General features: G+C 44.9%; 12 protein-coding genes and 1 pseudogene (1 of these 13 running past the window's edge). 8 read left to right on the top strand and 5 right to left on the bottom strand.

Annotated elements, in window-relative coordinates; genetic code table 11:
- Window positions 1-118: 118 nt before the first annotated feature.
- The 5 genes from A2048_01805 (at window position 119) to A2048_01785 (ending at window position 6,297) form a co-directional block, all read left to right on the top strand.
- Window positions 119-1,924, top strand: a complete 1,806-nt coding sequence (locus A2048_01805) for a hypothetical protein (protein ID OGP10240.1) — start codon at window positions 119-121, stop codon at window positions 1,922-1,924.
- A 75-nt stretch (window positions 1,925-1,999) separates the two neighbouring features.
- Entirely contained in the window at window positions 2,000-3,205 is a 1,206-nt protein-coding gene (locus tag A2048_01800; protein ID OGP10239.1) for a succinate--CoA ligase subunit beta, read from the top strand.
- A 34-nt stretch (window positions 3,206-3,239) separates the two neighbouring features.
- Entirely contained in the window at window positions 3,240-4,109 is an 870-nt protein-coding gene (locus A2048_01795) for a succinate--CoA ligase subunit alpha (GenBank protein OGP10257.1), read from the top strand.
- Window positions 4,110-4,175: 66 nt separating this feature from the next.
- A complete protein-coding gene (locus A2048_01790) occupies window positions 4,176-4,592 on the top strand; it encodes a nucleoside-diphosphate kinase (protein ID OGP10238.1) in 417 nt (138 codons plus the stop codon).
- A gap of 463 nt (window positions 4,593-5,055) precedes the next feature.
- A complete protein-coding gene (locus A2048_01785) occupies window positions 5,056-6,297 on the top strand; it encodes a transcription termination factor Rho (GenBank protein OGP10256.1) in 1,242 nt (413 codons plus the stop codon).
- A 52-nt stretch (window positions 6,298-6,349) separates the two neighbouring features.
- On the opposite strand, the gene A2048_01780 is transcribed toward A2048_01785, so the two are convergent.
- The 5 genes from A2048_01780 to A2048_01760 are packed head-to-tail and all read right to left on the bottom strand — an operon-like array spanning window position 6,350 to window position 11,416.
- Window positions 6,350-7,111, bottom strand: a complete 762-nt coding sequence (locus A2048_01780) for a hypothetical protein (GenBank protein ID OGP10237.1) — start codon at window positions 7,109-7,111, stop codon at window positions 6,350-6,352.
- Window positions 7,108-7,953 carry a hypothetical protein gene (locus A2048_01775; GenBank protein ID OGP10236.1) on the bottom strand — a complete coding sequence of 282 codons (846 nt, stop codon included), beginning with the start codon at window positions 7,951-7,953 and terminating at the stop codon, window positions 7,108-7,110. Before A2048_01775 ends, A2048_01780 begins: the two co-directional genes overlap by 4 nt.
- Window positions 7,954-7,971: 18 nt before the next feature.
- Window positions 7,972-9,033, bottom strand: a complete 1,062-nt coding sequence (locus A2048_01770; protein OGP10235.1) for a hypothetical protein — start codon at window positions 9,031-9,033, stop codon at window positions 7,972-7,974.
- A 40-nt stretch (window positions 9,034-9,073) separates the two neighbouring features.
- A complete protein-coding gene (locus A2048_01765) occupies window positions 9,074-10,327 on the bottom strand; it encodes a hypothetical protein (GenBank protein OGP10234.1) in 1,254 nt (417 codons plus the stop codon).
- A gap of 3 nt (window positions 10,328-10,330) precedes the next feature.
- Window positions 10,331-11,416 carry a hypothetical protein gene (locus tag A2048_01760; GenBank protein OGP10233.1) on the bottom strand — a complete coding sequence of 362 codons (1,086 nt, stop codon included), beginning with the start codon at window positions 11,414-11,416 and terminating at the stop codon, window positions 10,331-10,333.
- A gap of 158 nt (window positions 11,417-11,574) precedes the next feature.
- Between A2048_01760 and A2048_01755 the strand changes: the two genes are divergently transcribed.
- From A2048_01755 to A2048_01745, 3 genes and pseudogenes are all read left to right on the top strand, one after another.
- The gene (locus tag A2048_01755) at window positions 11,575-13,812 is read left to right on the top strand and encodes a hypothetical protein (protein OGP10232.1); all 2,238 of its coding nucleotides are present in this window, start codon (window positions 11,575-11,577) and stop codon (window positions 13,810-13,812) included.
- Between the two features lie 94 nt (window positions 13,813-13,906).
- Entirely contained in the window at window positions 13,907-14,209 is a 303-nt protein-coding gene (locus A2048_01750) for a hypothetical protein (GenBank protein ID OGP10231.1), read from the top strand.
- 74 nt (window positions 14,210-14,283) lie between these two features.
- A pseudogene (locus A2048_01745) lies at window positions 14,284-14,442 on the top strand (hypothetical protein) (it continues 255 nt past the right edge of the window).

Below are 14,442 nucleotides of genomic sequence, written 5' to 3'. Positions count from 1 at the left end.
CACCATGGGCTGGCATGGTTCCTGCTAATAGATGGGTAAGGGGAGAAGTATGAAAAGTATCTATATGGAAAGGTTTGTGGGGTAACAGATTATGGCAGAACCAATCACATTTAGTAGCATGACATCCCTTGAATATACGGTAGAGGGAGATATTGCCAGTTCACAGGACCCCAAAAAATCAGTGAAGGATCAAGTCGAATTTACCCCGGTTGATTTAGCAGGAGGAGAATGTAAGGTTACCGATCCTACATCTTGCATCGATACCTTCATGTTGGACAGGGCCATTGTTGATAATAAACCCATCTATAAAGACGTAGATGGTGATCAAACTCCAGATGCTGTTTTGCGTGGGATAAAAATAAAAGATGTAAAAAATCCTGATGGTAGTCAGAATATTATCTATGAAGGCACCTTGGTTGCCGCCACACCCGAAGATATTGCCCGATATAAAGCAGATAAAGCAGCCAAAGAGGCCGCTCCAGCTGAAGAGGGAAGCGCTGGTGATACACGTAAGGCAACTGATTTTGCTGCGATTGTACCTCCCAAATCCGCCGGTGATTCAAATTTTGAAAATCAAAAACATGAACGGATAGTGGCCAGAAATCCAGATGGAACCCAAATGGTAGAGACAGATGGGAGTCCAAAATACATAGATGGCCCTACGCTGAAACCTGAAAGAGAATTTAAGGCATCTGGTGATAAACAAAAAGCGGTTGAATCCCTTGCGGCCCAAAAAGCAACTGAAGCGGGCCTAAACGTACCTCTGTATGTACGTGACATGAGTGCAAAGACTAAAGATAACCCAGATACGGCCCTACAAGAATTAAATGATTTTGACCCTCGTAAAGATAGAAAAGGTTTAGAGAAATATTCTGATAATAAAGCATATGCCCGACATCAAACTTTTGGGGATGCCAAACCCAGTGAGGCTGATTCAGATCGTTTTGAAACAGCCTGGGAATTACGCACCAAAGGGATGGATGAAGAAGCCAAGTTCCAATTGGTAAAAAGAGAGAAACCTTTGGGAGATATTTCACAGTATTTCGCTTCGGAACAAATCCCAGAGGCGCTTAAAACACGTAAGGATGAGGTAAAAGGGGCCATTAACCATGGAATCGCTTCAAGAGACGAAGCTATCGGCAGGGCCGAGGCAGCCTTAAAACGGAGCCAAACTATAGAGGATGGATCTCCCGGTGAAAGTCACGCAAAGGCGATTCGAGTTCAAGCCGATCGTGAATTGTTGGAAAGAGCCAAAAAAGACAAGGCAGATTATCTCCTAGCCGTTCGTGAAGGCATGACCAGTGATGATGCGGACAACCGCAAAAAATTTGAAAAATTGACAGGGATCCAATTAACCCAAGCAGAACATAATGGGATTAAAAAAACTGCTGAAGCCAATAGAACAGACGAAGAAAAGAAATCGGCTTTAGCTGCTGCTGCGGAAGGGGCAAGTAGTCTTAGTACTATTCTTGGAACGGGGACTTCAGGTACGCAATTATTTAAAAGTGTCAGAGAATTGCTTGGATTTAAAGATTATAGTGACGATGCTGCCAAAGCGGCCATTCAATTTAATGCGACACTTCAACAACAGGTGGCTCAATCAATTGAGCAAGGGGCCAATCGTGCTTTCCAAGCACTTCAGCAAGGCATGCAACATTTGATGCAAATGGGCGATCAGCTTGTTTCTGCTAGCCGGGAAGATCGTCGTGCTCGTCGTAAAGACTTTGACAAGGGCGCCCTTGATGCAACTAAGGGAATGTTTGTGTCCAAAAATGATAAAAACGAACGGGGTGAAGATCCCCGCCAACGAGCCCAACGTGAACAGGCCGAAAGTGACCAACAAAAACAACAAATCGCCCAACACGAAGCTCAACAATCCCGCCCCCCCAGCATCACCGGTTCCCAAGAACGCACGGTGGGGTAACCCGTTTTCCATTCAAAAAACAAGATTTCATTTTCTTGACAGCCCTACTGTTTCCTTATAATTACGCCACTTCTCATGAACATCCACGAATATCAGGGTAAAGAAATTTTCCGTAAATACAGTATCCCCGTTCCCAAAAGCAAAATTGCCTATAGTCCTTCTGAAGCCGTAGCGGCCGCCAAAGAACTGGGGTCGCCCGTTATTGTGGTGAAATCACAAATTCATGCCGGTGGTAGAGGAAAAGGTAAAATATACAAGGTAGGGGCGCTGCTTGCCGCGCCCATTCTCGATGGTGGAGTAAAGGTTGTTAAGTCCCCCGACCAAGCCGGTGAAGTCGCTTCCAAAATTTTAGGCAATATTTTAGTCACCCATCAAACAGGGCCCGCTGGCAAACAAGTCAACAAAGTTCTCATTGAAGAGGGCATCCAAATTGCCAAGGAATATTATTTGGGGGCGGTGCTCGATCGCGCCACATCGCGTGTTACTCTTATGGCTTCCACCGAAGGCGGCATGGAAATTGAAAAAGTAGCGGCCCAAACTCCTGAAAAAATTCTTAAGGAAGCCATTGATCCAGCCGTTGGTTTTCAGGCCTATCAGGGCCGCAACCTGGCTTTTGGCTTGGGATTGGTACCTGAATTGGTGGGCAAGTTTGTCAAGTTTTGCGCCGCGCTTGCCAAGTGTTTTGTGGAAGCGGACTGCTCGCTGGTTGAAGTGAATCCCTTGGTGGTTACAGCCCAGGGCCATTTGATTGCAGCCGATGCCAAACTTAATTTTGATGATAATGCTCTTTTCCGTCACCCGGACTACGAAGGATTGCACGATGTGTCGGAAGAAGATGCCGCTGAAATTGAAGCCAAAAAATACGATCTTTCCTACATTAGCTTAGATGGCAATATCGGTTGCATGGTCAATGGGGCGGGGCTGGCCATGGCCACCATGGATGTCATCAAATTGCATGGCGGATCACCGGCAAACTTTTTGGATGTGGGCGGTGGTGCCACCGCTGAAAAAGTGACCGCTGCCTTTAAAATTATTTTGTCCGACCCCAAAGTGAAGGCCATTTTGGTGAATATTTTTGGGGGCATCATGAAGTGCGATGTGATTGCCCAAGGGGTTGTGGCTGCGGTGAAAGAAGTGGGTTTAAAAATTCCCCTTGTGGCCCGTTTGCATGGCACCAATGTTGAATTGGGAAGAAAAATTTTGTCTGAATCAGGCTTGGCCATTATTCCCGCCGACACCATGACCGATGCCGCGCAAAAAGTAGTCGGAGCCATTAAATAATGTAGGGACCATCCTTGTGATGGCCCGTTTTTTTATGTCTGTTCTCGTTAATAAAAACACCAAAGTCATCACTCAAGGAATTACCGGTTCCACGGGGCAGTTTCATACCAAGGCTTGCAAGGAATATGGGACTCAAATGGTGGCCGGTGTTACCCCAGGTAAAGGGGGACAAGCTTTTGAGGGGATTCCCATTTTTAATACAGTGGGTGAAGCCAAAAAAAATACAGGGGCTGATACTTCGGTGATTTATGTTCCACCTCCTTTTGCGGCCGATGCCATCATGGAAGCCGTGGATGCGGGGATAGGATTGGTTGTGTGCATTACCGAAGGAATTCCTGTTTTGGACATGGTGCGTGTCAAACGCTTCATGCAAGGTAGGAAAAGCCGTCTGATCGGGCCCAATTGTCCGGGAATCATTACACCGGGAGAATGCAAAATCGGGATCATGCCCGGACCTATTCATCGAAAGGGGCATATCGGTATTGTTTCGCGTAGTGGCACACTCACCTATGAAGCTGTTGATCAGGTAAGCCGCATTGGTTTGGGCCAGTCTACCTGTATTGGTATCGGGGGCGATCCGGTCAATGGAACCAATTTTATCGATTGTTTGGAATTGTTTGAAAAAGATCCGGAGACACAGGCCATCATCATGATCGGTGAAATTGGAGGCAGTGCTGAGGAAGAGGCGGCCGACTTCATCAAAAAGAACGTCAAAAAACTTGTGGTTGGTTTTATTGCCGGGGCTTCAGCCCCGGCTGGTAAACGCATGGGACATGCGGGCGCCATCATTTCAGGTGGTAAAGGTACAGCGGCCGAAAAATTTGCCGCCCTGGAAGCAGCCGGTGTTAAAATTTCGCGCAGCCCGGCAGATTTGGGAACAACGTTGAAACAATATTATCGTTAATTTCGTAGGGGCGGGGTACCCCTCCGCCTTAGGCGGACGGAAACCGCGCCCCTACAGGGAAATAAAATGACAGAAAAAACTTTAGGTATTATCAAACCCGATGGTGTAGCGCGTAATCTAATCGGGCAAATTTTGTCCCGTGTTGAAAAGGCTGGGTTGAAAATTGTTGCCATCAAAAAATTGCAATTAAATACGGCCAAGGCGGAAGGTTTTTATGCTGTTCACAAAGAAAGACCTTTTTTCAAGGATTTGGTGAAATACATGACCAGTGGCCCGGTTGTTCCTTTTGTCATGGAAGGGGAAGGGGCCATTGCCAAGTGGCGTGAGTTGATGGGCGCTACAAACCCTGAAAAAGCAGCCCCGGGCACCATTCGAAAAGATTTTGCCGAAAATATTGAACGAAACACGGTCCATGGTTCCGATGCCCCCGAAACCGCCCAATTTGAGGTAGGGTATTTTTTTGAATCCAAAGAAATTTGCTAAGATTGAAAATTCTTCCTTGACGAATGCGCCTGGGTCATAGATAATTTTTATATTCTTTTATAGTTTCACTAAAGTCACTTCATAATCAACGACCAGAGATCCTTTCAAAAAATCATTCAATTTAGAACTTAAAGGATAGTTTGGAAAATCTCGAGTCAAATCAATAGTTTAACATATGAGTCCTGAAGGAAAATCAAATAATCTAGCCAATAGTAATGTGCGTGAATATGAACCCCCTAAAAGAGGCCGCAGTGGTGGCCCGCGTTCCGGAGGGCGTAGCCGCGTTCCTTCTGATTTTCCTGTGCGTCAGGTCGATGAAGCAGGAAATGGAAGCCCCAAGGCCGGGTTGAACCCGTCTTCGGGTAGGGAAGTCAATGATGAAATTCTTTCCAGCCCGACACCGGTCACTCCCAAACAAGCTGAGGAGGCCTTTGCCGACTTTTTAAAAGGCGGCACTCTTTATCTGCGTGATTTAAAGGAAGTCAAAATTGGAGAGCTCATCAACTTAACCAGAAAATTAAATATTGAAGGAGCTGCAGGCCTTAAAAGACAGGAAATTATTTTTGCCATTCTTAAGGCTCAAACAGACCAGCAAGGGGTTATTTATGGGGATGGTGTCTTGGAAATTTTGCCCGATGGTTTTGGTTTTTTACGGTCGGGGGATTTTAGCTATTTGCCCGGGCCGGATGATATTTATGTTTCGCCCTCACAAATCCGCAAATTCAATTTAAGAACCGGGGATAATATTGCGGGACAAATACGCCCCCCCAAAGACTCTGAACGTTATTTTGCGTTGCTTAAAGTGGAAGAAGTCAATTTTGAAGATCCTGAAATAGCGCGTGAAAAGATTCTTTTTGATAACTTGACTCCTCTTTATCCGGACGCACGGTTTAATCTTGAATGTAAAAAAGACAATTACACTACGCGCATCATTGATCTTTTGGCCCCTATTGGCAAAGGACAGCGCTGCCTTATTGTGGCCCCGCCACGTACGGGTAAAACGGTCATGCTCCAAAACCTGGCCAATGCGCTCACCATTAATCATCCTGAAATTGTCTTGATTGTTTTACTTATTGATGAACGTCCTGAAGAAGTGACCGACATGGAACGTTCTGTAAAAGGAGAAGTCATTAGCTCCACCTTTGATGAACCGGCCACACGTCACGTGCAGGTGGCTGAAATGGTCATTGAAAAAGCCAAACGCTTGGTAGAGCACAAACGAGATGTTGTTATTTTGCTTGATAGTATCACGCGTCTGGCTCGTGCCTACAATACCGTGGTTCCTCCTTCAGGAAAAATTCTTTCAGGAGGTGTCGATTCAAACGCCCTTCATAAGCCCAAGCGTTTTTTTGGAGCGGCCCGCAATATTGAAGAAGGCGGTTCGCTCACCATTATTGCCACGGCCCTTATCGACACTGGTTCGCGCATGGATGAAGTTATTTTTGAAGAATTTAAAGGAACGGGTAATTCCGAAATTCATTTGGATCGCAAACTCATGGAAAAACGTATTTTTCCATGCATGGATGTGAACAAATCAGGTACACGTAAGGAAGAATTGTTGCAACCGGAAGACGTTTTGAGCCGTGTGTGGGTGTTGCGTAAATTGCTTCATCCTCTTAACGTGGTGGATACGATGGAATTCTTGCTTGATAAAATGAATGGTACGGAAACCAATCGTGATTTTCTGGAGAGCATGAATAAGTAGTTGTAGGGGCGCTCCTTGGTGCGCCCAATTAAGGGCCCAGCAAGCAGGGCCCCTACCGTCGAAACACCCCCAACCCCACCGGCACTCCCACATAACTGGGGATATCCAACTCAAACGAACCAATCTTGGAGTAAATTTGACTTGAGCTTCCGCCATCCAAATTAAGGGCGTTCACACATCCAAGCCCTCCTTCTTTTTCGGGTTTCGCCATGATGCGCGCCAGCTCGGTAATCTCAATGGGTTCCTGGCTTACAACCAAAATGACATGATTGTTTTTTTGTATGCCAAAGGCCGTGTGCCTGCTTAAATCGGGTTTAAGGCGGGGAATAGCCCCGTTAATCACCAGGCGGGGGCCTGCTTGTATGGCTGTTGTGATAGCGGGATTTTGTCTGAAGGCATGGGCATGAACAATGGCAGGAATTTTGTTTTCAATCAAAAAAATACCCCACCATGAAATTTTTTTGAAAGGGTTGACGATTTTCCTGTTGTCAATAATCAAACCCAAAGGCTGGTTAGTACCATCAAAAAAATTGGCATTGGCGCCCACTTTGGCCCGGGTTTGTAAAACCATCTGCTTGATGGGTAATCGAGTGGATAACGATGAGGAAAAGAGGGGCTTAAGATCAAAATATTTCAGATCGATCTTGAATGCATGAAGACTTAATTTTCCTTCGTCGTTCGAAGCCGGCTGGATGACGGTGTAGCCAAGGCCCTTGTCCACATTTTGCCAATGATGGGCTGAAGCGGTTTGTGATAGGGAAAGAATCAAAAAAAGAAGCAAAGATATTTGTTTGGGAGAAGAAACAAATCTCATATACAAATTTTGTATCCCCATTCCACAAGAGTTTCGGTTGAAAAAATTTCATCCTTGGGGCCAATAATCAAACGAAAAGCCACTTTTTGCCCCACTTTTACGGGGGCGCTTTTTGCCAGCGGTAAAAGGGTTTGCTTCCAGTGGGTGAATGGATGAAAAGGAGAGGTATGCGTGATGTTGTTGGCGTCCCATGCGACTTCGATCCATCCACAAAAACCGTCCAAATTTCCTGGGCGTGTGATTGTAAAATCCATTTCCGCATCATAACCATAGTACTCGTTTTTTAAAAAAGAAATGTCACCATAGAGTTTTTCCTTGGCTAAGATTTGTGAGGGTTCCACCAAGCCGGTCATGAAATCGTATTCGTTATTTTTGTTCGATGGGATTTTTTTTGAGAAACTAACAGGGGCCAGAAAAATTTTCAGATTTTGGGGGATGATGAAGCCATTTTTTTTGAGCCACTTTTTTCGTGCGTCGCATACATAGGGGAGGATGTTTTCATTTAAGCCTATGCTGCCGATGGTTTCAGCGATAATGCCATCTATTTTCCGGGGAAGCTCCATGTCGGAGGAAAGACCTGTAAAAAAAACGACCTTTTTTTCAAACCCTTCTTTTTTGATCAGGGCTTTGGCTGCCCGGACAGCTTCCGGATCAATATCGCAGGCATACACAAGGCCTGCACCTGCTTTAAGGGCTTCCAAGGTCAAAATTCCTGTTCCACAGCCGATTTCAAAGATCACGTCCCCTTTTTTTATTTTTTGTTGAATGGCTTTGACAATGAGCGGGGTCCGTTTGTTGTCACCAACCATTTTATGATGTCGCTTGTGGATATTAATGGGCATAGGATATTTTAATAAATCCTAAAACAACAAACCATAGATGGCAAGGATGGCACCTACTAAAGTGAGAATTCCTACGCCAATTAAAAAAATCTCGAAAGCAGAAAGGTTTAAACTTTTTCTTTTTATTGTTTTTGGAGGAAGCGGCTGTGATGTTTCAACTTCCCGGAGAATCTGGTCCACCGTATCTGTTTTGGAAGCCTCGGCAGCCGGTTCAGATTTGCTTTCAGGTTCGTTTTTGGCAAGGGATGCTTTGGCTTGTTCGGAAGCGGGTTCGGAAATGGATTTTGGCTCGGGCCCAGATTCTGGGTTAGGGGATAAAGAAGGTGTTTCTTCCTGGGCGGCTGTTTTTAATTTTTCTTCAACCTGTTTACTTAGGCCTTCCACATCAATTTCCTGGGGGTTGCGGTATAAAATCTGGATGTTCCCCAAAGTAATAATGTCGCCGTCCTTAAGGGTGTATTCTTTGACTTTTTTGTCGTGAATGATCATCCCGTTTTTGCTTTGAAGATCGGTAATGGTGACCCCTCCCCATTTTTTTCGAATGACGGCGTGTCTGCGGCTGATGACATCTGATTCGATCGAAAGATGACACGCAGGGTCGCGACCAATGAACAGTTCGTCAATAGGATCATCCAAAAAAGCTTTTCTTCCTTCGTGGGGCCCCTTGATTATTTCCAGGCTTGGGTTTTGGCCCGTGTCAATGGCATTGAGAACTTTTTTAATCATCTTGATTTCGATGATGCCGGAGTCCGTATTTTCTTCTGAAAATACTTTTTCTGTCCGGGGCAGAACGGGAATGATTTCAAATTCCTCAATACGAATGGAATCCTTGTTTTGAAGAGGTGTTTTTTCAAGAGGTTTGAGCAATTTGCCGTTTAGAAAAGTGCCATTGCCACTTTCAAGATCAACCAGAAAAAAATCATTCTCAATGCGGAGAATCTCGGTGTGCTTGCGCGAAACCGATTTTGAATCAAGAACGATATCGCATTCTTTTGTACGGCCCACAATGACGGAATCCTTTTGTGTCTTAAAACTTTTTTCGTCGCCTGTTTTCCTGTTTGTGATTTTAAATTGGAGCATTGATTTTTGGATTAATATCGGGCCAACACAAGGTTGGCCCCTACTTGCATCCCCCTGCCTGGGAAACCACCTGCTCAATACGTTTTACATCCACTTGCAGTTCGGTGGTTTTACCGACTTTCAAAAAATCGCAATAATATTTTTTTGCCTTGGGCATGTCGCCTTGAGCTTCGTAAACACTCCCAAGACCATAACTGGCGCGTATATTATCGGGCTGGGCCTGGAGTGCTTTTTCAAACCAGACAATGGCATTGGGGATGTCATTTAAGGTTTGGTAGGCATAGGCGGCATTGTAGGCGGCATCACCAAAATTTGGTTTGAGCTTAAAGGCGGAAATAAAGGCTTTGATGGCTTCTTCCAGTTCGGTTTTGGCTTTATCAACCATTCCATTATTTTTGGCATCCAACCCCATTTGATAATGAACAAACCCTACATTAAAATAGGCCATTTCATTGGTGGGTGTGCTTCTAATGACCGTGTCAAACTCCCGAAGAGCCAGCGGATAATTTTTTTCCTTAAGATAGGAAATTCCCAGATTCATGTGTGTGTGGGCAGAATTCGGTTCTTTTCTTAGGGCATGATTGAGGGCTTCCTGGGCCTTTAAGGGTTGTCCTGTCTGGTTATAGAGAGTCGCCAAGTTGTTCCAGCTTTCAGTCAAGTTTGGATTGATTTCCAGCGCCAGCTTGTAGCGGATAATGGCCAATTCGAATTCACCTTTACGCTGATAAATTTTTGCCAGTTCGTTATGGGCGTAAGGATGATCGGGGTTGAGGTCGGTGGCCTGTTTCAAGTCGCTGGTGGCAGAATTAAGGGCTTCTGTATTTTTAGTGTAAGACATGGCCACATAAGTGAGCGCACGGTTATAATAAGCATCGGCAAACTTTTTATTGTATTTGATGGCCATCTCAAATTGTTTGAGCGCTTCATCATACCGTTTTTGGTCGTAATAGATGGCCCCCAAATGATTGTAAGGTGAGGCATATTTTTTATCCATTTCAATGGCTTTTTGGAGGGCATTGATTGCATCCTCGTAACGCCCCTTGTATTTGTAGGCCAAGCCCAGGTTGTTCCAGCCTTCCAAATATTTTGGCTCAAGCTCGACGGCTGTTTTTAATTCAAAGACGGCACGATCGAAATTACCTTCATACATGGCAGTAACCCCCTGATTGTTGTGGTAGACCGCACGGCTGGAGGGTTTATCGAATTTTTTCTTTTTGGCCTCGGCCGAAGAGGGGACCATTGCAAGAACAGTCAGAAGAACCAGGATTAATTTTGGAAAAAAAGTTTTTTTCATAATTTATAAATTACAAGGGTTCAGTTGTGAAACGAGGTTTGCATCACCTGTTTTCCCAAGGCGTGAGAGGGCCAGCTGGGCCAACCCATCTTCAGGAACAAGGGATATTGCGATTCCCAGTTCTTTTTGGGCCTGACCTTGCTGGTTTGCCTTTACAAGGTTCATTCCTGAAACAAAGGCCAAATGGGATTTAAGCCAGCGCTCTGTGCCAATAGAGGATGATAAAACCTCCCCGTTTTTTGTCTTTTTTTCTGATTCAAGGGGATATTCCTTCAACAAAAAAGCCGCTTCTCCAATACTGGCCGATGAATCTTGTCCCATTATTTTTTGGATAATGGCCAGCATAAAAAGGGTTCGTGCTTTTTCATGGAAGGCACTTTTAAAGCCATAAGAAAGGCTCGTGGCTTTTTCAAACCAGGCCTTGGCCACTTCCAGACGTGTCGCATTGTAAGAACTGCTTTCAAGCATACCTTTTAAATAATAACGATAAGCTTCATAACTTGGGCTTTTGGCCACACTATTTCTTAAAAAATCGGTACTGATTTTGCTGCCAGAAATTGTTTTAAGAATTTGAGAGCTGGCCTCGCCGATGCTTGCAAAAAATCGGTCTCCCTGATCGGTGAATTCTTCAATGGTTGTGCCTAATTGTTTTTTTGAGGCGACCTCCATTATTTTAATAAAATAGCGCAGTGTCCCGTCGGGCTGGCGTTGGAAGAGGCCCAAAACGGCATGGCTGGCTTCGATAGAGCTGGCCGCTTGCAGGATTTTTTCATCATCAAACAAGTCGGCATTTGTAAGATTATTCGAGCGGGTGGAGTGTAACATGACAAAAGGATGATAGATCCCTGTCTCATTGGTCTTTTTAAGAAAATCGTAAAGAACAATGGCAAAGCCCGAACCAAGAGCCAGGTCGGGTTCTATTTGGCTTCGGTCTTCAAAAGGGAAAAGAGCGATGCGTGTTTTCGATTTTTTGGTTTGGGTTTTAAGCCACCCGATCATTTGTTCGTCCATGACCAAAGACGGGGGTGGGGTCAAACAAGAAGCAAAAACCATCTTCCCATGGCCTGTAAGCAAAAAAATACAAATCATGCAAAAAAGGAACAATTTCATCGTAACTAATTATAAATGTTGCAGAAATAAATACTACTATTTAATCTAGTTGTTTGTGGGGGGCCAAGATCGAGGACTCGTAAGCTCGTCGCTCGTTATACGGGTTCACGAGTCCTCGAGCGACGAGCCATTAAAGTATGCCCGATAATCCAGAAAAAACCGGCGATGTTCCTGTGGGAGAAGAGGAACTGATTTCGCCAGAAAAATTGAACTTATTTCAAAAACCAAGTGACGTAGCCTACCCGCGCCTGGAAGTTGTTGCCGGCCCTCAGGAGGGTATGGTTCTGGCCCTGAAAAAAGGGGAGCAGGTTCTGGGTCGGGCCAAGGGGAGGGTACAAATTCATCTGGATGACACCTCGCTTTCACGCATGCATGCGAAAATTGTTGTGGATGAAGCAGGTATCACCATCCAAGATTTGGGTAGCCGTAACGGCACTTTACTTAATGGTAAAAAAATAAAAAAAGACACCGATCACAAGCTGGCCCATTGTGATGAAATCGGGTTGGGTATTTACAGTCTTCGCCTGGCCTTGAAGGCCATAACGCCCCAGGATTTGGTTTCACAAAAAAATAAAAAAAGCTCGGTTGAAACTTTTGTGGCGGCTTCTTCCCCCCAAAGCCCTGAAATAGAAAAACAGGAGAATCCCAAAGAGACAGAGCCGGCCGAAGAATCGAAGGGGGTTTTTGACGAACCTGTAAAAGAAGGGCCTGAAACAGATGCTGAAAATAAACAATTGCCCGTCCCTGTGGGCGAAATTGCTGCAGAAGAGGGAAGGGTTGGCAAACGACTGGGTTTTATTTTCATTGCAGTGTGCTTGTTAAGCGGAGTGGCCGGGCTTGTTTTTTATTATTTCAACAAAAGTCATTCTTTACAAAAATCTCAAGAAGTCACAATCGAAGATAGCGAAGAATCCATAGATGAAGTTATTGATGAAGCCCTTCTTGACCAAGACCAGGAAGAAAAACAGGAGCCTGTTCCTACTGTAGAGGAAAAACCTGGAACTCCTGTTCCTGTGGAAACCATCCAGCCGAAAACATCGATACCCACTCCCACTTCCGAAATCTTTCATGCTTTTTTGGATATTCAGACAAAACCCATGCCGGCCTTTATCCGTATGGATGGGCGCGCCTTGGGTTATGCGCCACTTAAAGTGCCCGTGGATGTTGAACAAGGGCGTGAATATGAAGTGGTGGCGGAATACGACTTAAAAGACATTCGCGACAAATATCAGCAAAAAACCGTTTTTAAGGCCGATGCGCGCAGGGAGGTTTTTTCGATCAATTTTGATGCCGAAATCGGTATGCTGCGTATTTTAAAACTTCCCCGTGATGTGCAGTTTTATCTGGAAGGTTATTATGCCTATGACAAGGCCCATGCAAACCCTGTAAGACTTGATGACATTGTTTATGGAAAACCCCTTTATATCCCCTTTGGGCATTATCAGGTTGAACTTAAATTGCCGGTACGCCTTGGGGCATCATCCAAGCCCGTTTATGAAGTGCGCTATCATCGTGAATATGATTTGAACGCCGAAAACCGTTCGCTTGAGATTTCAGTGGATGACAAGGCACTCCAGTTTTTCCCAGCCCAAATAAAGACCCAGCCCCCGGGAGCCACCTTGTTTGTAGATGGCCAGAAAATGGGAGTCACTCCGTTTGAAGGTGATTTGCCCCTGGGAAACCATTCGATGAAATTTGTATTGGAAGGCTTTTTTGACAAACAAGAAACCTATGATGTGCGTGTGAATGTCCCCTATGAAGAAACTTTTGTTTTAGACACGTCTTTGGCTGGTCGGCATATTCATCGGGCCAAGGAATTTTTGGAAACAAGTGACGCCACACATGCGCTTAATGAACTTGTGGAAGCCCTTAAAGGGGATGTCACTCTTAAGGAAAAGGCCGAAATTTATTATTTTCTGGGGCATGTTTATTATTTGTTGGCCGATAAACCCAAAGCCAAAACGTATTGGGAAGAGTCAATCAAGAGCAAAGACTTTTATTATGAATCGCAGCTTGGATTGGCAAAGCTACAGATAGACGAGGGAAATAAAAATGCCGCCCTTTCACGCATTATCGAAGTGATGCTCAATTCAAAGGCACATACCCCGCTGGCTGGTGAAGCCAAACGGGTCTTCCAGCGCATTATTAAAACAGGAGCGGTGATTTATATTTCATCCGAACCCAGTGGGGCCAGGGTGGTTGTCAATCATCAAGAGGTCGATCAAAAAACACCGGTGATTCTTTCGGATGTTGAATTTGGAACCTATCGCATTGAAATTGACAAAGAGGGTTTTGGGCCGGCCATTGTGAAAAAATCAGTTCAAATGGGAGATTTTATTCCGGTGTTTGTCACACTGAAAAAAGATGCTTTTTAATTTTCTTGTTCAATTTGTTTTTTGAAGCTTCGTTGACTCAAATCCTCATTTCCGTTACCTTAACGGGTATCACCCTTTACAAAGGTAACCGTTTATGGCCGCCCAACAACCTAAATCCAATCCTTCTCCCAAACAATCCATGGGGTACCCCACCATGGAAAAACTTCTTGAAACCGAGGATTTTACCCAACTGAACCAATCTTTTAAATCATGCTATGAGACTTTAGAACGCATGTTTAAAAGTAAAGCCGGCGGAGGGCTGGGGAAACAAAAACAAATCCGCCAAGCTCTCCAAGCCTACGAATTAACCACCGACCTTATCAAATACCTGCTCGAGGTCAAAAAACGGATGGTTGAGGCCGCAAAAAGCTCACAACCATCTGAAATTAAAAGATAAAAAAACACATCAAAAAACACAACTATGGGGGGGATGGGTGACGATAATAATTCTGAGAAGATTAAAGAAGTCGGATGCCCCGGCTCTTAAAAAAGGATGGATTTATGACAAACCCAAATATGCCCGGAATCGACAACCAGCCTATTCAACTCGATCAGCAACGCCCTGTGGCTCGCGACCCCTTTGCTCCCAGTGGTTTTGATCGGGCCTTGGCGGCTCTTAATCATGGAGCC

The sequence above is a fragment of the Deltaproteobacteria bacterium GWA2_45_12 genome (assembly GCA_001797365.1).
In the GTDB taxonomy this organism is placed as follows: Bacteria; UBA10199; UBA10199; order UBA10199; family UBA10199; genus UBA10199.
Note: the sequence above shows the minus strand (reverse complement) of the source record. Positions and strands in the feature narration are given on the sequence as shown.